The sequence below is a fragment of the Faecalispora anaeroviscerum genome (genome assembly GCF_947568225.1).
Taxonomy (GTDB): domain Bacteria; phylum Bacillota; class Clostridia; order Oscillospirales; family Acutalibacteraceae; genus Faecalispora; species Faecalispora anaeroviscerum.
Genome location: NZ_CANOOQ010000001.1, coordinates 2,393,288 through 2,411,077 on the forward strand (window position 1 = coordinate 2,393,288; position 17,790 = coordinate 2,411,077).

Below are 17,790 nucleotides of genomic sequence, written 5' to 3' on the forward strand. Positions count from 1 at the left end.
TGCGAGAAAAGAAGGAACATCCTTCTTAAAATGGAGCAGCTATGGAATATCTCAAGGCGGAACACGTGTCGTTTTTTTACGACGCGGCGGAGGAAGGGGAACAGGCGGAGCAAGTGCTGCGCGATGTTTCCATGGGAATCAGGAAGGGTGAGTTCGTCGCCCTTTTAGGGCATAACGGCTCGGGGAAATCCACGATGGCCAAGCACTTTAACGCCATGCTGCTGCCCAGCGGCGGCCGGGTGTATGTGGATGGAATGGATACCATCGACGAGAGCCTCAAATACGAAATCCGCCGGCGCGTTGGGCTGGTGCTGCAAAATCCCGACAATCAGCTGGTGGCCAGCATTGTGGAGGAGGATGTGGCGTTCGGACCGGAAAATCTGGGCGTGCCCCCGGCGGAAATCCGCAAACGGGTGGATACGGCGCTCGAAGCGGTGGGAATGTTGGAATATGCTTCGCATTCCGCATACAAGCTTTCCGGCGGGCAGAAGCAGCGCGTCGCTATTGCGGGAATTATCGCGATGCAGCCCGACTGCATTGTGCTGGATGAGCCGACCGCCATGCTCGATCCTCGCGGCCGCACGGAGGTCATGGAAACCATCCGCCGGTTAAACCGCGAGCATGGGATTACAGTGGTGCTCATCACCCATTACATGGACGAAGCCGTGCAGGCCGACCGTGTGATCGTGATGGACAGCGGAGAAATCCTGCTGGAGGGTGCGCCCCGCGAGGTGTTTTCCCATGTGGAGCTACTGCGGGAACACAGGCTGGACGTTCCCCAGGCCACGGAGCTTTTGTACCGGCTGGGTAAGGCCGGCTGTACCGTACCCGAGGGTGTTTTGAACGAAGAGGAATGCGTGGCCGCCCTGGAGCTGCTGCTGAACGCCTGATCCGGCGAAACGGAGGAACAAAACGGCATGTCCGAAGTCATATTGGAAACAAAAAATTTAACATACCGGTACGGGGTGGGCACGCCTTTGGAGCAGGTTGCGGTGGACGAGGTCAATATCTCGATTCGCCGGGGCGAGTTCCTGGGTGTGATTGGTCATACCGGTTCGGGAAAATCGACGCTAATTCAGCAGCTCAACGGCCTGATGCGCCCTACCTCTGGCCAGGTGCTGCTCAACGGAAACGATATTTGGGCGGAGCCCAAGAAAATTCGCGCGGTGCGCTTTCAGGTGGGGCTGGTGTTCCAGTACCCGGAATACCAGCTGTTTGAAGAAACCGTGTTTCGCGACATCTGCTTCGGCCCGCGTAACATGGGGCTTTCGGAGGACGAGGTCAAGGACCGCGCTCTTGGCGCGGCGGAGTTTGTAGGCCTTCGACCCGAGCTTCTGGAAAAATCCCCGTTCGAGCTTTCGGGCGGTGAAAAGCGCCGGGCGGCGATTGCCGGTGTGGTCGCGATGGACCCCGAGGTGCTGGTTTTGGATGAGCCCGCCGCGGGGCTGGACCCGCAGGGCCGTGACCAGCTGCTGGAGCAAATCCGCAGCTACCACCAGAAGCGCGGCAATACGGTGCTTTTGGTGTCGCACAGCATGGAGGATATTGCCCGTGTGGCAGACCGCGCGCTGGTGATGAACCATGGAAAGGCCGTAATGCTCGATACCGTGCAGCGGGTGTTTTCACGCCGGAATGAGCTGGAGAGCATGGGTCTGCGCGTGCCACAGATTACAAAAATTATGAGTCTGCTCCGTGCGAAGGGCTACCCCGTGAATGAGGGCGCGCTCACAGTGGACGAAGCGCTGCGCGATCTGCTGCCGCTGCTGCGCGAAAGGGGGTGCGTGCGATGATTCGGGACATTACGCTCGGCCAGTATTTTCCGGGGAAATCCCTTGTTCACCGCATGGATGCCCGCGTGAAGATCGTTCTAACCTTTGTGTTTATTATTTTTATTTTTATCGCGAACAATCTGCCCGCCATGCTGCTGATGGTGGGAATGGTACTGTGCGCCATGCTGCTTTCGGGCATTTCGGTGCGGCAGTATTTAAAAAGCCTGAAGGCCGTCATCATTGTTGTGGCGCTCACGGCGGTGCTGAACCTGTTTTACGGCAGCGGCGATATTCTGGTGCAACTGGGCTTTCTGACCATCCGCACCGGCGGTGTGATCAACTGTGTGTTTATCGCCGTGCGTATCATCAGTCTGATTCTGTTTAGCTCGGTGCTGACGTTCACCACGTCGCCGACCGACATGACCGATGCGCTCGAGCGCATTATGAAGCCGCTTAAGGTCTTTCACATCAAGGTACACGAGATCGCGATGATGATGACCATCGCGCTGCGCTTTGTGCCGACGCTGCTGGAAGAAACCGATAAGATCATGAGCGCGCAGAAGGCGCGCGGGGCCGATATGGAAAGCGGCGGGGCCATTCAGCGCGCTAAGGCGCTGATCCCGATTCTGATTCCGCTGTTTGTGTCGTCGTTTCGACGGGCATATGAGCTTGCGATGGCGATGGAGTGCCGCTGTTACCGCGGCGGCGAGGGCCGCACGAAGATGAAGAGCCTGCACATGACTGCTCTGGACGGGTGGGCGATTGCGGTTTCCTCCGCTGCGTGCGCCGGTACGCTGGCATGCGCCGTGCTGCTGCCCAGCCTGTTTTAGGGGGGGTGCCATGCGGAACATTCTTTTTAACATTGCCTACGACGGCTCCGCTTACCACGGGTGGCAGGTGCAGAACAACGCCGTTTCGGTGCAGGAGGTCTTTCAGCAGGCGATGCTTCAGGTGGTTGGCTGTGTGCCGGACGTAAAGGCCTGCAGCCGAACCGATACCGGCGTACACGCGCGGCAGTTCTGCATCAGCGCGAAGATCGAGCGCGACATTCCGTGCGAGCGGCTTACGCCCGCGATGAATCACTTTTTGCCGCCGGATGTTGCGGTGCTTTCCTGCCGTGAAATGCCGATGGACTTTCACGCGCGTTACTCGTGCCGGGGCAAAGAATACGTTTATCAGTTCTGGAACGCCCCGGTGCGCGACCCGTTTCTGTACGGTTACGCCCTGCATTATTGGTACCCGATGGATTTGGAACGGCTCAACCGCGCAGCCGCTCATTTTATTGGTACGCACGATTTTACCTCCTTCTGCACAATTGACGCGCGCGACCCCGGCAATATGGTTCGCACTGTGACAAAGGCCGAGGTGAGCCGCGAGGGAGATATGGTGCGGTTTACGGTGGCGGCGAACGGCTTTTTGTATCATATGGTTCGCATTATGGCGGGCACGCTGCTGCGCGTGGCCCAGGGTAAATTCGAGCCGGAGCAGATTTCGCAGATTCTGGAGCAGCGCAACCGCCACATTGCAGGGCCTACTGCTCCTCCCGACGGACTGTATCTGAACCGTGTCTTTTACGATGAGGAAGTGATGGGATGACCCGAAAAACCAAGGGAAAGCGCTTTTTGGACGATGAGAGCGATCTGGAGGAGCTGGGCCGTGAGGGAAACCCGAACGCAAGAGAGCGCCGCGAGCGGGTCGTGTTCCCGCAGATGCCCCGCTGGCTGTACCGCGTGATTCTGATTCTGCTGATTTCGGTGGCGGGTCTGCTCGTATGGTTTAACCGAGACAACCTGTCACCGCAGAACATCGGCGGGTGGATCCAGTCAAAGGTGGTTGGCATGGGCGTGGGCGACGGCTACCCCGCCGCGCTTGACAATGGACGCAACGTGGCCCCCGGCAATTTTTTTGCCGCGGACAAAAACGTGGTTGTGGTCAGCGATACTTCGATTACGATGCTCAACTCTACCGCCAAGGAGCTGGCGCGCCGCCAGCACAGCTTTTCCAATCCCGTGGCCAAAGCCTGGGGCCAGCGCGTACTGGTGTATAATCTGGGTGGCACGGGCTACCAGGTGGAGAGCATCTCCAAAGCGGGGGAGCGCCGCATTGCCGATTCGGATATTCTCGCTGGAGCGATTTCCGGTAACGGGCGCGTAGCCCTTGCGACTGAAAGCCAGGGGTACCATTCGCGCATGACGGTATACCAAGAAAATGGCAAGGCGTTTTATACTTACGATTTTTCAGAATACTACATTACTCATATTGCGTTGAATCGCAGCGGCACCCGCGCTGCTGTGGCCGGGGTGGCCGCGAAGAACGGCGCAATGGTTTCGGTGGTGTATCTGTTCGATTTCGGCAGCCCGAAGCCGGTGTCGCAGCTTACTTATCAGGATAATCTGGTGCTTTCCCTCGATTACGGGCAGAACGGCGCCATTGTTGCGGTGGGCGACCAGCTCACGAGTGTGATTTCAGAAAATGGCGAAAAAACGGATTACGGTTACGGTTCACAAAGCTACCTTGGCAGCGCGGTGGATAACGGCCGCACGGCGCTTCTGCTGGCGCCCTATGCCAACGCGGATTCCGCCAGCCTGGTGCTGGTCGACGCGAAGGGTAAGCAGACAGCCTCAGTGCCAATGGGGCAAAAGGCAGAATCCATATCGCTGTACGGCGACACCGCCGCGGTGCTGCTCAGTGATGAAACAATTCATGCCTACACCGCGTCCGGCGGGGCGCAAAAGGGTGCGTGCAGCGGCGGGAAAGATGCCCGCGCGCTCACACTGCGGGATGAAAGCTCGGTGTACGTGCTGGGCTTCAGTGAAATCCGCTTAGAACACTTTGCCGCACAGCAGGAGCAGAACACAGCGCAGAACGCCGCCGGGAGCGCGGTCTCGGGCTGATCAACAAACGGCTCTTTCCCTCCGGTTTCCGGCAGGGGAGAAAGGGCCGTTTTCTGCTCTTTTCGACAGGGCGATTGTTTACACTTTGTTTTTTTTCTAACCTTGCCGTAATATTTGCTTTGTGATATATTATAGAGAAAAGACCCGCTCGGCGGGTTGTGAAATTCGGGAGGTTGCCTGTGAGTTTAATTGATTTAATACTGGTTGCGATTCTCACCTGGTTTACAATTGTTGGCTGCGAAAAAGGGCTGATCCGTTCCGTGGCCGGGTTTGTCGGCTATGTGATCGCCTCTGCTGCTGCGGCTGTGATCGGCCGCATGGCGGCGGGTGCTTTGTTTCAGAATTTTATTTATGACAATCTGGTGGGGAAAATTACAGAGACCCTGCAGAAAACAGCGGGCCAGGGAGCCGAGCAGAAGGCTCAGGCGCTCCAGGATTCGCTGCCGTCCTTCCTGGGAAGTGGTCTTTCCGGCGACGGCCTTTTATCGACGCTGAACGGCTCGATCGAGAAGGCTGCGCCGCAGATCGCAAATCTGCTGTCCCCTTCGGTGATCGGTTTTACCCGCCTGGTGATTACGGTGGTTTTGTTCTCGGCGCTTTATTTTGTCGTCCGTCTTCTGGTGCGCTTGCTTGGTTCGGCGTTCCGCCTGCCGATTCTTCACCAGATTGACATGGCTGCCGGTGGCGTTGTCGGCTTTTTCAGTGGCTGCGCGATCGTGCTGCTGCTTTGCATGCTATTGCAGATCGGCCTGCCCATGATGAAGGGTGGTCTGTTCGGTATTACGCAGAGTGATTTGAAATCTTCCTGGGTCTACCAGTCTATTTATGAAAAAAGCCCGGTTAATTTCCTGTTCCCTGAGGAATAATGGGGGATAGCCCAGAGGCAGATGGGAGTGGAGAAATGAGGGACATCAACAAGAACATCACGATTCCGAATGCGCTTTCCGTTTTTCGAATCCTGCTGATTCCGCCATTTGTGCTTTATTTTTTGGCACAGCAGTGGCGTGCTGCCGGAGTCGTACTGGTGGTATCCGGCCTGACGGATTTGGTGGACGGTTATATTGCCCGCCATTTTAACCAGATCACCGAACTGGGTAAGCTGCTTGATCCGCTTGCGGATAAGCTGACGCAGGCCGCGGTGGCAGTGTGCATGGCAATTGCGGAGCCGGTTCTGGTGCCGTTTCTGGCAGTGTTTGTCCTCAAAGAAACGGTGATGATCATTGCGGCCTGTGTGCTGCTGAGGCGTAAAAAGCGCCCCACGGCTGCAAAGTGGTACGGCAAGGTAGCTACAACGATGTTCTACGTTTCGTTTTCGGTTATTTATGTGCTGAAAGGCTTTTTTCAATACGAAAACTTTTACCTTACCATTACGCTGTTATCGGCGACCGTCGGAATGATGGTCTATGCCTTTCTTCAATATTTTAAAATTTTCTGGACGACGCTTCATTCCGAAGACCCCAAGGATACGGTTGACCTGGAGCTGAAGGCCAGACGCACCATTTCCCGCAAGCAGGGATAACGGTGCCGGTTTGCCCCAATTTCGCCGCAGGGCAGCACCTCCAAAATCACCCGCAGAGTGTTGGTTCAAGCAAAGAAACACTCTCGTAACCCGTAGCGGCAGCGGAGGAAAGAATTCACAAGATGATTTGTTCAAGATGCAAAAAACGCCCGGCCGTTGTGTTTGTTGCCTCCAGTTCAGACGCAAAGGACGCCAGAGGATATTGCCTGAAATGTGCCAGAGAACTGGGGATTCAGCCTGTAAAGGACATGATGAACCAGATGGGCATTACGGAGGATCAGCTGGAAACGATGGAGGATCAGCTCGACGAGATGATGGGCGGGCTGGCGGAGACATCTGGCGATGGTGACAACGACGGCGATGGCTTTGTGCCCGGCGGCGCGGCCACGTTCCCGCTCATTCAGAGCATGTTTGGAAGTGGAAAATCCGCTCCGGAATCCGGCGGCGAAACGACCCAGACCGTGGAGCATAAAAAACCCGAAAACAAAAAGAAGCGCCGTAATATCGACACCTACTGCTCCGATCTGACGAAGCGGGCCAAGAACCACGAAATCGACCGCATTGTGGGCCGTGATCAGGAGATTGCCCGTGTGATTCAGATTCTGTGCCGCAGAACCAAGAACAACCCCTGTCTGATCGGCGAGCCCGGCGTTGGCAAAACCGCCATCGCGGAAGGACTTGCGATTCGCATTGCGGAGGGCAACGTGCCCGCCCGCCTGCGCAAAAAAGAAATTCACCTGCTTGATCTCACCGCGCTGGTGGCCGGTACGCAGTTCCGCGGCCAGTTCGAAAGCCGCATTAAGGGGCTGGTGGACGAGGTGAAGGCCGACGGTGATGTGATTCTGTTCATCGATGAGGTGCACAATCTGGTTGGCACCGGCGACGCCGAAGGCTCTATGAATGCCGCTAATATTTTAAAGCCAGCCCTTTCTCGCGGAGAAATTCAGGTGATCGGCGCGACTACCTTTACCGAATACCGCAAATACATTGAAAAAGACAGCGCGCTTGAGCGCCGCTTCCAGCCCGTGAAGATCGGCGAACCGTCTGTTGAGCAGACGACGCAGGTGCTGCTGGGCATCAAAAGCTATTACGAGGATTTTCACCGCGTGCATGTGCCGGACGATGTGATCCGCCGCGCGGTGGTGCTCTCCGAACGATATATCAGCGACCGGTTCCTGCCCGACAAGGCGATCGATCTGCTGGATGAAGCGTGCGCCAGCGCCGCGCTGCGTAATCAGAAAATGGCGGATTACGACACCGCTTCCTTCCGTTTGGATTCCCTGCGTCAGCAGGAAACCGACCTGACGGCGGACGGGGTAGACCCGGACTACGAGAAGCTGGCACAGGTACGCTATGAAATCGCCAGTCTGGAGGAGAAAACCCGCCAGCTGATGCCCGAAGCGCTCGGCAGTGATGTTGGCCTTGAGGATCTGGCGCATGTAATCGAGCTTTGGACGGGGATTCCGGCCAGCCGTGTGCAGGAAAGCGAGCTGAAAAAGCTCGCCGGCCTCGAGGAGCTGCTCAACAAAAAGGTGATCGGCCAGCAGGAGGCCGTTGCCGCCGTAGCCGCGGCTATCCGCCGCAGCAGGGTGCAGATCAGCCCTCGCCGCCGCCCGGCTTCGTTTATCTTTGTCGGCCCCACCGGCGTGGGAAAGACCGAGCTGGCCAAGGTGATTTCGAAAGAGCTGTTCGATACACCGGAAACGCTTATCCGCCTCGATATGTCTGAATTTATGGAGAAGCACTCCGTTTCGCGCATCATCGGTTCGCCGCCCGGCTATGTGGGCTACGATGAGGCCGGTCAGGTCACCGAGAAGGTGCGCCGCCGCCCGTATTCCGTGCTGTTGTTTGATGAGATTGAAAAGGCGCATCCCGATGTGATGAACATTTTGCTCCAGATTCTGGATGAAGGCCGAATCACCGACGCGCAGGGGCGCACCGTCAATTTTGAAAATACGATCATTGTTATGACCTCGAACGCGGGCAGCGAAAAACGCGAGGGCGCGCTCGGCTTTGCCAAGACCGACGCTGACGTGAGCCGAGAAAAAACGATGAAGGCTCTTTCCGAATTCCTGCGGCCTGAATTTTTGAGCCGTGTGGATGAGGTGATTGTTTTCCGTGCGATGAACGCCGAGGATTACCAGAAGATCGCCGCGTTGATGCTCGATGAATACACCACAGCCCTCACGGAGCGTGGAATTCGGTTCGCCTACGACGAAAAGGCCGTGAAGTGGCTCGCAGAGCATGCCATCGGCGGCAAGAGCGGCGCGCGTGATTTGCGCAATCTGATCCGCCGCAAGGTGGAGGATCGCATCACCGCAGAGATTGTGGAACACAGCGATTCATCTTTGTCTGGAATTGCCGTAACAGAAGAAAATGATGAAATAAAGTTGCAAATAATTTGATGCTTGTCTTGACAATTTGTCTTGGAGCGTGTTATAATTCATAACGTCGCTTTTGATTGCGGGTGTAGTTCAGTGGTAGAACTCCAGCCTTCCAAGCTGGTCGTGTGGGTTCGATTCCCATCACCCGCTCCAAGACATTCGCGCCAATAGCTCAGCAGGATAGAGCAACTGCCTTCTAAGCAGTAGGCCAGGGGTTCGAGTCCCTTTTGGCGCGCCATATATGGTGGATGTAGCTTAGCTGGTTAAAGCGCCAGTTTGTGGCACTGGAGATCGTGGGTTCGAATCCCATCTTCCACCCCACTAAAATGAGGCGAGGCAAAGATGAAAATTTTTGCCTCGTTCTTATTACCTTTTTCAATTGCTGATGGGCTGTAGCCAAGCGGTAAGGCAACGGACTTTGACTCCGTCATTGCGATGGTTCGAATCCATCCAGCCCAGCCACCAGCTTGAAGCTGGACACAAATCGCGCACTCACATTTGTGGGTGCGTTTTGTTTTATGCCCGCGCCGAAAGCCTGCATTGATATTGAGTATCATAAAGACCGCCGATTTTATCGATGGTCTTTGCTTTTTACATAGGTATGTAAGCCTTCTATTTGAGCAATTCGTCGTATGATGTTCCAAGCACGTCACGAATTCCGCGAAGCTGCGTTGCGTAGATATGTTGTATTCCCCGTTCAATTTTTACGAGAGTTTCTCGCGTCATTTCGACATTGGAAAGCTGAAGTTGACGGATTAATTCTGTTTGACCAATCTTCTTTTTCAGTCTGATCTCTCTGATGTTTCGGCCGATATGAATTTCATCTTGCTTAATCTTTTGATCGCTCATCACTATGCCCTCCATGCTTGAACTGATTTTAGTCCATTTATCTTGATTGTAGAAGAAACAAATGATATAATGGGACTGATTTGAGTCCAATTTAAACGAGAGAGGTGAATGTGCTTGAAAAAGGTTACCATAATGATTGATGATTATTTATACCAATTTTATGAAAAGATCGGAGAGAATGCCGGCGGTAGGAATCAGGAGCAAGTGATAGTGGATTCTCTGTTCAAACTTGCAGGTGAGTTATCAGTGAATACTTTGAATGAGAAAGAGCAGCTGAAATCAAAGAGTTAAAATCACCACTAATCCAGAAAAAGAGTCCGAACGCAAATTGCGTTCGGACTCTTTTCTTAACAATTCAGCGGCTGAACGATAAGGAACGTGTGCTTTATGTTTGGCAGCAACAGGAATAAAGGCAGAATGGCTGAAATGAATTATCAAAAGAGTTGAAATACGTCTGCTGCAGAAAAGAAGCTTTCACATAAGTGGAAGCTTCTTTTCTTTCGTTTTGTTCTATGATATACTTGTTTTTATAAATGCAAATCAATCATAACCCTGTAATGCGAACCGTGCGGTTTTTAAACAGCGCTGCTTGCTGTTACAGGGACGGGAAAGGGGTATAGAAAGATGATATTCCGAAACGGAGAGCGCTCCGACAGCGAACAGTTGACGGAAATGCGAGTGGAATACCTGAAAGCGGATTGGGGAACTCTGACGGAAGAGCAGGAAGCGGCGGTGAAAGAACAGCTGCCGGGTTATCTGGAACGTGATCTGGGGGAAAGCCTGACTGCCTATGTGGCGGAAGAAAACGGGCGCCTGGCCGGTACGGTACTGATGCTGATTGTGGAGAAGCCCGCCGGGCCGTCTGCGCTCAACGGCAAAACCGGAACGCTGATGAACGTTTATGTTCTCCCCGAGTACCGCAAGCTGGGTCTGGGTGCGAAGCTGGTCACCATGGCGCTGGAGGATGCGCGGCAGAGAGGCTTGTGCCATGTGGATCTTCAGGCAACCGCGCAGGGAAGAAAATTGTATGAATACCTTGGGTTCCAAAAGTCGGAATCACACTATACTCCCATGGTGTTCGAGCTGTAAGCAGAACCCACCGGATGCTGCGTGAAAGAGAGGCATTTGCTGCCGCCCACTTGTTTCAGAGGGCTCTTTCGCGTGGCTTTTTGCGGCCTTTATAAAAATTCCGACAGACGGTTGACACGGCGGTAAGGATGTAGTAATATATAATATATTAATTCATATATGATTACTACGAAATAAATGGAACTCTTTTCTGGGAACGCCGTATCATAGAAAAAGTATTTTAAAATATTTTTTCAAAGTATTTGATATGACATATGAGGAAGGAATCAGACTTTGGATTTTGAGTTTATCAGGCAAAATGTGCCCATGTATCAGACTGCGGCGCTGCTGACACTGCGAATCGCTCTGTGGGGCGTTTTGTTTTCGTTTTTACTTGGGCTGTTCTGCAGCCTTATTCAATATTATAAGGTACCTGTGCTGCGCCGGATTGTCGGCATATACATTGAGCTTTCGCGCAATACGCCGCTGTTGGTTCAGTTGTTTTTTCTGTATTTTGGCCTGCCAAAGCTGGGCGTTGTTATTGACTCTGAAAGCTGCGCCGTCATGGGGCTGGCCTTTCTGGGTGGCAGCTATATGGCAGAGGCGTTCCGCAGCGGGCTTGAATCTGTGGAGAAAGGTCAGCTGGAGGCCGGGCTCAGCATTGGGCTGGAGCATTCGCAGATCATCCGCTATGTAGTGCTGCCGCAGGCGCTCTCCGTTTCGGTTCCGGCACTGTGCGCAAATGTGATTTTTCTAATCAAAGAAACGTCGGTGTTCAGCGTGGTGGCTCTAGCAGACCTGATGTATGTTGCGAAGGATTTGATCGGCTTGTATTACAAAACAGATGAGGCGTTGTTTCTGCTTGTGACCTCCTATCTCATCATCCTGCTGCCGATTTCGATTGCCTCTTCGCTTCTGGAAAGGAGGCTGCGCTATGCAGGATTTGGGAATTAGCGTTTTGCTTGACGGGCGCAATTTCGTCCGACTGCTGGAGGGCCTTTGGGTTACGGTGCGCATTGCACTGCTTTCCGTGGTGATTTCGATGGTGCTGGGTGTTCTGCTTGGCATGGTGATGACGCTGAAAAATCCGATTACGAAGGCGCTTTCCCGCGTGTACCTTGAAACGGTGCGTATCATGCCGCAGCTGGTGCTGCTATTTCTGGTGTATTTTGGGGTGACAAAAACGTTTGGCATTCACCTTTCGGGTGAGGTCTCCGCGGTGATTGTGTTCGTGTTCTGGGGCACGGCGGAGATGGGCGATTTGGTGCGCGGCGCGCTGATTTCAATCCCGAAGCATCAGTACGAAAGCGGCCGGGCGCTCGGTCTGACCGGCGTACAGATTTACCAATACATCATTATTCCGCAAACAATTCGGCGGCTGCTGCCGCTTGCAATTAATCTGGCCACCCGTATGGTCAAAACCACCTCTCTCATCGTGCTGATCGGCGTGGTGGAGGTACTCAAGGTGGGCCAGCAGATTATTGAGGCAAACCGTTACACGGCGCCCAGCGCGGCTTTGTGGGTTTACGGTGCGATTTTCTTCCTGTATTTTCTGGTATGCTTCCCCATTTCGCGTTTGGCGGGAAGATTGGAAAAAAGATGGCAGGAATAGGAGGAGTAGAAACGGATGGAGAAAACAGATGCGTTGCTGGAAATCCGGCATCTTAAAAAGGATTACGGTTCCGCCGATGTGCTGCGGGACGTTTCACTGACGGTGAAGCGCGGTGAGGTCGTTGTGGTAATCGGTCCCTCTGGCTGCGGAAAAAGCACCCTGCTGCGATGTATCAACGGGCTGGAGCCCATCCAGTCCGGAGAGATTTTGCTCAGCGGGCAGGTGCTGACAGACGGCACCGCCAAATGGAGCCAGATACGGCAGAAAATCGGCATGGTGTTTCAAAGCTACGAGCTGTTTCCTCATATGACGGTGCTGGATAACATTCTGCTCGGACCCTTAAAGGTGCAGGGCCGGCAAAAAGAAGAAGCCGTAAAAATGGCGGAAACCTTATTGGAACGTGTGGGCCTTCTGGAAAAGAAGAGTTCCTATCCTCGTCAGCTTTCGGGCGGGCAGAAGCAGAGAGTCGCGATTGTGCGCGCTCTGATGATGCAGCCGGAGATCATGCTGTTTGACGAAGTGACCGCGGCTCTCGACCCCGAAATGGTGCGCGAGGTGCTCGACGTGATGCTCGAGCTGGCAAAGGGCGGGATGACCATGGTGATCGTCACGCACGAAATGCAGTTCGCCAGAGCGATTGCCGACCGCGTGGTTTTTATGGACGGTGGCGAGATCGTGGAATCCGGTGAGCCGGAGGAGTTCTTTACGAAGCCGAAAACAGAGCGGCTTCAGCGCTTTTTGAATATCTTCACTTTTGAATAACTGGAAAGAGGGATTACTTTATGAAAAATAAAATTAAGGCGTTATCTCTTGCACTTGCACTGACGTTGTCCGTTGGAGTTCTCGCGGGCTGCTCGTCGAATAAAGCTGTTTCCTCCGGTGCAGACGCGTCTTCCGCTGCACAGGGAACTGGGAGCAGTACCGCACGATCGGTAGATGAGATTAAGAAGAGCGGCAAGGTCGTTATTGGCGTATTCAGTGACAAAAATCCCTTTGGCTATGTAGACGCGAACGGCAAATATCAAGGCTACGACGTTTATTTTGCGGAGCGCATCGCAAAGGATTTGGGAGTTACTCCGGAATACGTTTCTTTGGAGCCCGCAAGCCGCGTGGAATACCTGAAAACCGGTAAGGTTGACATCGTGCTCGCCAACTTCACCGTAACCAAAGAGCGTGCTGAAGCGGTCGACTTTGCACTGCCCTACATGAAGGTCGCTTTGGGCGTTGTCAGCCCGGAAAAAGCGCTGATTACCGACGTGAAGCAGCTGGCCGGCAAAAAGCTGATTGTTGCCAAGGGTACGACGGCGGAAACTTATTTTACCGCAAACCACCCCGAGATCAATCTGGTCAAATTTGACCAATATACCGAGACCTACAACGCCCTGCTGGACGGCCGCGGCGACGCGTTCTCCACAGACAACACGGAGGTTTTGGCCTGGGCGCTGAAGAACCCCGGCTTTAAGGTTGGCATTGAGAGCCTTGGCGATGTCGACACCATCGCTCCCGCGGTGCAGAAGGGCAACAAGGAACTGCTTGACTGGCTGAATAATGAAATTAAGACCCTGGGCAAAGAGAGCTTCTTCCATAAGGACTTTGAAGAGACCCTGAAGCCTGTTTATGGTGATGCGGTCACTCCCGACAGCCTGGTGGTTGAGAGCGGCGAAGTGAAATAAGCGGCAGGTGAAACCTGCATAGCAATTAAGGGCAGTCTGTGAAAGACTGCCCTTAATTGCTTTTTGCGAACAGAGAACGGTTTATAATGTGCAATAATTGTTATGAGGTAAATGGAGTATCTGTTGCAAGTGTTTCTACATAAGTATTAAAATGCTGTAAAAAACGTTTTTATGGTTTCTGTATTCTTAAAATAGACTATAAAACGAGATAAAGTGGGTTTGCAACACCTGTTTTAGATTAATATACAAATTACACTTTATTGCTAATGCCGGGGGATAGACGAATATAAGACGCGCCAAGATTGGAATGAAAAAAGTTCTGTGCTAAAATAGGCGAGTGTTAGTAACATCTGTCGCGGGCACGGCCCGCTGGGAAAAAGGGGAGTCTTTATGGATAAATTCAGATCTTGGGCAGGAACATTCCTTCTGGCCGTTTTGGCGGGGTTCAGCATTGGTATTGGCTGTGTGATTTACATGTTGCAGGAAAATGCGGTGATAGGGTCCTTTCTGTTCTCAGTGGGACTGATGACAATTTTAGTGTTTCGTTGGAACCTGTTTACCGGTAAATTGGCGTATATATCATACCGCGACCCGCAGAAGGTACTCTGGCTGTTTTTGATCTGGCTGGGGAACCTGTTGGGAACCTTTTTGATGAGCGTGGTGATGTCTGTCACGCGCCAGGGCGCGAAGCTGCATGAAAAGGCTGTGCATCTGGCTGAGATTAAGCTGGGCGATAGTCTGCTCAGCCTGTTCATTCTGGGAATCTTCTGCGGCCTTTTGATGTATGTGGCAGTGGAGGGCTACCGCAGCAATCCGCACCCGGTGGGCAAATACCTGGGAATCGTATTCAGCGTAATGGTCTTTATTTTGAGCGGCTTTGAGCACTGCGTTGCCGACATGTTCTATTTTTGGATGGCGGGCGCTCTGGGCCACGGCCTAATTAGCCTTGCGGTGATCACCTTTGGTAACATTGTTGGCGGAGCCGGCTTCGCCGCACTGCACCGACTGAGCGGCCGGTTGATTGAAGAGCCGCAGGCGGCTAAGGAGAAATAAGTGTGCCCTTGCATTTGTGGGGGCAAACTGCTATACTAATTTTTACAGAATCTTCCACCTGGTAAGCACCCATGGTGGAGCGGATAAAAAGCCATGCGTTTTCGCGCACGGCTTTTTTTATAACAAAATGAGCAGTCACTTGTATCTATCAATACGGCAGGAAGTCAAATGCTTTCTCTGTCTTAGGTTTCAGATTTTCCAGCCGTCGGTAACTTGTTGCCGTGAACGGCGTGAGATTCTAATACCAAACATTTGTCACACCAAGAGAGGAGAGAAATTTTATGGATCGCCCGGTATCACTTTTGGCCGGAGCCCCCGACCATCGCACGGATTTTTCGTATTTTACCGAGCAGGAGCTTTCCTTTGCGCAGGCGTTTCACCGCTCCATGCCTCAGTATGAGGAAACGCCTCTGGTTTCTCTGCATGGTTTGGCGCAGAGATTGGGAATTAAAAATATCTTTCTCAAAGACGAATCCAAACGGTTTGGACTAAACGCGTTTAAGGGGCTGGGGGCCTCTTTTGCGATTGCCCGGCTTTTATGGGAGGATTTGGAACTCACCGGCGCACCGGATTATGCCGCCTTGACGACACCGGAGGCCAGAGCGCATGCCTGCAACCGGGTTTTTGCGACTGCGACCGACGGTAACCATGGTAAAAGCGTGGCGTGGTCGGCCTCCGTGTTTGGCTGTAAGGCCCGGGTGTATATGCCGAAGGGCTCCAAGGAGAGCCGCGTGCAGGCAATCCGAGCCATCAACGACACACCGGTTGAGGTTACCGAGTTGAACTATGACGATGCGGTGCGTCTTGCGGCGGAGTGGGCCAAAGAGAACGGGCAAACTCTGGTACAGGACACCGGCACCGCGGAGTATACGAAAATCCCGCGCGATATTGCGCTGGGGTATACCACCATGGCGGCGGAAGCGCTCGAGCAGATGAAGGCGCAGAGCGAAGCGGAACCGACCCACGTGTTTCTGCAGGCGGGTGTCGGCTCCATGGCGGGAGGCGTTCTGGCGTATCTGGAGCAAAGGCTCACCGCAAACCCGCCCTATGCGGTGATCGTTGAGCCGGATGCCGTCGCCTGTATTTTTGAGTCAGCCAAAAGTGGCACCGGCAGACCCGCCGCGATTGGCGGGAATCCCGAAACAATCATGGCGGGCCTCAATTGCGGTGAGCCGAATCCGCTCACCTGGCCGGTACTGCGCGATTTTGCGTCGTGCTATGCCGCCTGCCCCGACTGGGTGACCGAATTGGGTATGCGTACGCTTGCGCACCCGAATGACGGCGACACCAGGGTGGTTTCGGGCGAATCGGGTGCGGTTGGCCTTGGCTTACTTGTGCACCTGTGCCTTGCGCCGGAAATGCGCGCCGAGCGGCAGCGCATGGGCCTGGATGAAAACGCAACCGTTTTGCTGTTTAGCACGGAGGGTGATACCGACCCCGAGGCCTACCGCAGCATTGTGGAGGCTGCAAAGAACAAAAAAGAGTGATTTTTTGGCGCGGCTTTTTGAGGGCCGCGTCATTTTTTACTTTAGAACGTTATTCTGTCGTTTTGAGAAAGTTTTTTAACAAATAATCGGATACGAGCTTGAAATTTCATCAAAATTTGTGTAAAATATATTGGACAATATCAATTAGGGTTGCATGTATTCATCCAGAACTATCTGGAAAACTGATAAAGTGAGGGAGCATCATGTCAAATAGACTGTTTCAGGGAGTTATTCACCAAATGCGCGACGCGATTGACAGAACGATTGGCGTCATTGACGAGACCTCGGTTATTATTGCCTGCAGCGAGCTGGGTCGTATCGGTGAAGTGAACGAAAGCATTACTCCGGACACCATTGCTTCGCCCAATCCCTTTGTAGTAGGAGGATATACCTACAAGTCTTTTGGCAGCCGTCCCCGGCCGGAGTATGCCGTGTTTGTTTCGGGCAGCGACAGCGAGGCGATGAAATATGTCAATCTGCTGTCTATTTCTTTGAGCAGCATCAAGCAGTATTACGACGAGAAGTACGACCGCAGCAATTTTATTAAGAATGTGATTCTCGACAACATTCTGCCCGGCGATATTTACCTAAAGGCTCGCGAGCTGCACTTCAATTCGGATGTAAGCCGCGTGTGTATGCTCATCAAAATTTCGAACAAATCCGATATTTCCGCTTACGATGTGATTCAGAACCTGTTCCCCGACAAGAACAAGGATTTCATCATCAACATTAATGAATCAGATATTGCACTGATCAAGGAAATCCGTACCGGCATTGAGCCGAAGGATCTGGATAAGCTGGCCAGCTCGATTGTGGATACGCTGTCGAGCGAATTCTACACTCACTGTGTTGTGGGAATCGGCACCATTGTCGTCGGCATTAAGGACCTGGCGCGTTCCTTTAAGGAAGCGCAGGTCGCTCTCGAGGTCGGCAAGGTGTTCGATACTGAAAAATCCATTATCAGCTACGACAATCTGGGCATTGCCCGTTTGATCTACCAGCTGCCCACCACTCTGTGCGAAATGTTCCTGAAGGAAGTATTTAAGCGCGGCTCGATTGAATCGCTTGACCATGAAACCCTGTTCACGATTCAGCGCTTTTTCGAAAACAACCTGAACGTTTCCGAAACTTCGCGCAAGCTGTTCGTTCACCGCAACACACTCGTTTACCGTTTGGAAAAAATTAAAAAAATTACCGGGCTGGATCTGCGCGAGTTCGAGGATGCGATTGTGTTTAAGGTGGCTCTGATGGTTAAGAAATATCTGTCCTCGAATCCGGTTAAATTTTGACGGAGAAGAATAAAAATATTACAGAAAAATTACAAATTTATTCTTTTCTAGAACAATAAATCTTTCGCCCATTGGTATTATGTAAACATACCAATGGGTGTTGATTTTTAGGGAGAAACACTGCTGTTTTCTGGAGCACCTTGGTGTGCCCGGCAGCGGTTTGCACGGGGAAATTATTTTTTGGAGCGATGAC

18 protein-coding genes and 4 tRNA genes are annotated in these 17,790 nt (G+C 53.0%); 21 read left to right on the forward strand and 1 reads right to left on the reverse strand.

From position 1 onward, the window contains the following. Nucleotides 1-41: 41 nt before the first annotated feature. From QOS46_RS11860 to QOS46_RS11915, 12 genes are all read left to right on the forward strand, one after another. A complete protein-coding gene (locus QOS46_RS11860) occupies nt 42-890 on the forward strand; it encodes an energy-coupling factor transporter ATPase (protein WP_283610006.1) in 849 nt (282 codons plus the stop codon). A gap of 27 nt (nt 891-917) precedes the next feature. Further along, nucleotides 918-1,790, forward strand: coding sequence for an energy-coupling factor transporter ATPase (locus QOS46_RS11865; RefSeq protein ID WP_283610008.1), 873 nt, complete (start codon nt 918-920; stop codon nt 1,788-1,790). Beyond that, nucleotides 1,787-2,599, forward strand: a complete 813-nt coding sequence (locus QOS46_RS11870) for an energy-coupling factor transporter transmembrane component T family protein (protein ID WP_283610011.1) — start codon at nt 1,787-1,789, stop codon at nt 2,597-2,599. Before QOS46_RS11865 ends, QOS46_RS11870 begins: the two co-directional genes overlap by 4 nt. Before the next feature lie 10 nt (nt 2,600-2,609). After that, on the forward strand, nt 2,610-3,365 hold the full coding sequence (gene truA, locus QOS46_RS11875) for a tRNA pseudouridine(38-40) synthase TruA (RefSeq protein WP_283610012.1): 756 nt from the start codon (nt 2,610-2,612) through the stop codon (nt 3,363-3,365). Then, nucleotides 3,362-4,663: a DUF5711 family protein gene (locus QOS46_RS11880; protein ID WP_283610014.1), complete on the forward strand. Its 1,302-nt coding sequence runs from the start codon at nt 3,362-3,364 to the stop codon at nt 4,661-4,663. The genes truA and QOS46_RS11880 overlap by 4 nt, the downstream gene beginning before the upstream one ends. Before the next feature lie 179 nt (nt 4,664-4,842). Continuing rightward, nucleotides 4,843-5,529 carry a CvpA family protein gene (locus QOS46_RS11885; RefSeq protein WP_283610016.1) on the forward strand — a complete coding sequence of 229 codons (687 nt, stop codon included), beginning with the start codon at nt 4,843-4,845 and terminating at the stop codon, nt 5,527-5,529. A 35-nt stretch (nt 5,530-5,564) separates the two neighbouring features. Further along, on the forward strand, nt 5,565-6,182 hold the full coding sequence (locus QOS46_RS11890; RefSeq protein ID WP_283610017.1) for a CDP-alcohol phosphatidyltransferase family protein: 618 nt from the start codon (nt 5,565-5,567) through the stop codon (nt 6,180-6,182). Nucleotides 6,183-6,304: 122 nt separating this feature from the next. Further along, nucleotides 6,305-8,587, forward strand: a complete 2,283-nt coding sequence (locus QOS46_RS11895; protein WP_283610020.1) for an ATP-dependent Clp protease ATP-binding subunit — start codon at nt 6,305-6,307, stop codon at nt 8,585-8,587. Nucleotides 8,588-8,645: 58 nt separating this feature from the next. Continuing rightward, nucleotides 8,646-8,719 (forward strand) — tRNA-Gly (locus QOS46_RS11900). An 8-nt stretch (nt 8,720-8,727) separates the two neighbouring features. Continuing rightward, nucleotides 8,728-8,804: transfer RNA gene (locus tag QOS46_RS11905), tRNA-Arg, on the forward strand. A gap of 6 nt (nt 8,805-8,810) precedes the next feature. Beyond that, nucleotides 8,811-8,887: transfer RNA gene (locus QOS46_RS11910), tRNA-His, on the forward strand. Nucleotides 8,888-8,952: 65 nt separating this feature from the next. Beyond that, nucleotides 8,953-9,028, forward strand: a tRNA-Gln gene (locus QOS46_RS11915). Between the two features lie 150 nt (nt 9,029-9,178). On the opposite strand, the gene QOS46_RS11920 is transcribed toward QOS46_RS11915, so the two are convergent. After that, nucleotides 9,179-9,415 (reverse strand): helix-turn-helix domain-containing protein, encoded by a 237-nt coding sequence (locus tag QOS46_RS11920; RefSeq protein ID WP_283610022.1) that lies wholly within the window; start codon nt 9,413-9,415, stop codon nt 9,179-9,181. A gap of 114 nt (nt 9,416-9,529) precedes the next feature. On the opposite strand from QOS46_RS11920, the gene QOS46_RS11925 reads away from it, so the two are divergent. The 9 genes from QOS46_RS11925 (at nt 9,530) to QOS46_RS11965 (ending at nt 17,597) form a co-directional block, all read left to right on the forward strand. Next, nucleotides 9,530-9,706 (forward strand): hypothetical protein, encoded by a 177-nt coding sequence (locus tag QOS46_RS11925; RefSeq protein WP_283610024.1) that lies wholly within the window; start codon nt 9,530-9,532, stop codon nt 9,704-9,706. 333 nt (nt 9,707-10,039) lie between these two features. Continuing rightward, on the forward strand, nt 10,040-10,504 hold the full coding sequence (locus tag QOS46_RS11930; protein WP_283610026.1) for a GNAT family N-acetyltransferase: 465 nt from the start codon (nt 10,040-10,042) through the stop codon (nt 10,502-10,504). A gap of 273 nt (nt 10,505-10,777) precedes the next feature. Then, nucleotides 10,778-11,437 (forward strand): amino acid ABC transporter permease, encoded by a 660-nt coding sequence (locus QOS46_RS11935; RefSeq protein ID WP_283610027.1) that lies wholly within the window; start codon nt 10,778-10,780, stop codon nt 11,435-11,437. After that, nucleotides 11,418-12,095, forward strand: coding sequence for an amino acid ABC transporter permease (locus QOS46_RS11940; RefSeq protein WP_283610028.1), 678 nt, complete (start codon nt 11,418-11,420; stop codon nt 12,093-12,095). The genes QOS46_RS11935 and QOS46_RS11940 overlap by 20 nt, the downstream gene beginning before the upstream one ends. A 15-nt stretch (nt 12,096-12,110) precedes the next feature. Continuing rightward, entirely contained in the window at nt 12,111-12,857 is a 747-nt protein-coding gene (locus tag QOS46_RS11945; protein WP_283610030.1) for an amino acid ABC transporter ATP-binding protein, read from the forward strand. 20 nt (nt 12,858-12,877) lie between these two features. After that, entirely contained in the window at nt 12,878-13,768 is an 891-nt protein-coding gene (locus tag QOS46_RS11950; RefSeq protein ID WP_283610032.1) for a cysteine ABC transporter substrate-binding protein, read from the forward strand. Nucleotides 13,769-14,158: 390 nt separating this feature from the next. Beyond that, entirely contained in the window at nt 14,159-14,821 is a 663-nt protein-coding gene (locus tag QOS46_RS11955) for a formate/nitrite transporter family protein (protein WP_283610034.1), read from the forward strand. Between the two features lie 281 nt (nt 14,822-15,102). Then, on the forward strand, nt 15,103-16,308 hold the full coding sequence (locus QOS46_RS11960) for a diaminopropionate ammonia-lyase (RefSeq protein WP_283610036.1): 1,206 nt from the start codon (nt 15,103-15,105) through the stop codon (nt 16,306-16,308). A 203-nt stretch (nt 16,309-16,511) separates the two neighbouring features. Further along, nucleotides 16,512-17,597 (forward strand): PucR family transcriptional regulator, encoded by a 1,086-nt coding sequence (locus QOS46_RS11965; RefSeq protein WP_283610038.1) that lies wholly within the window; start codon nt 16,512-16,514, stop codon nt 17,595-17,597. Nucleotides 17,598-17,790 lie beyond the last annotated feature (193 nt).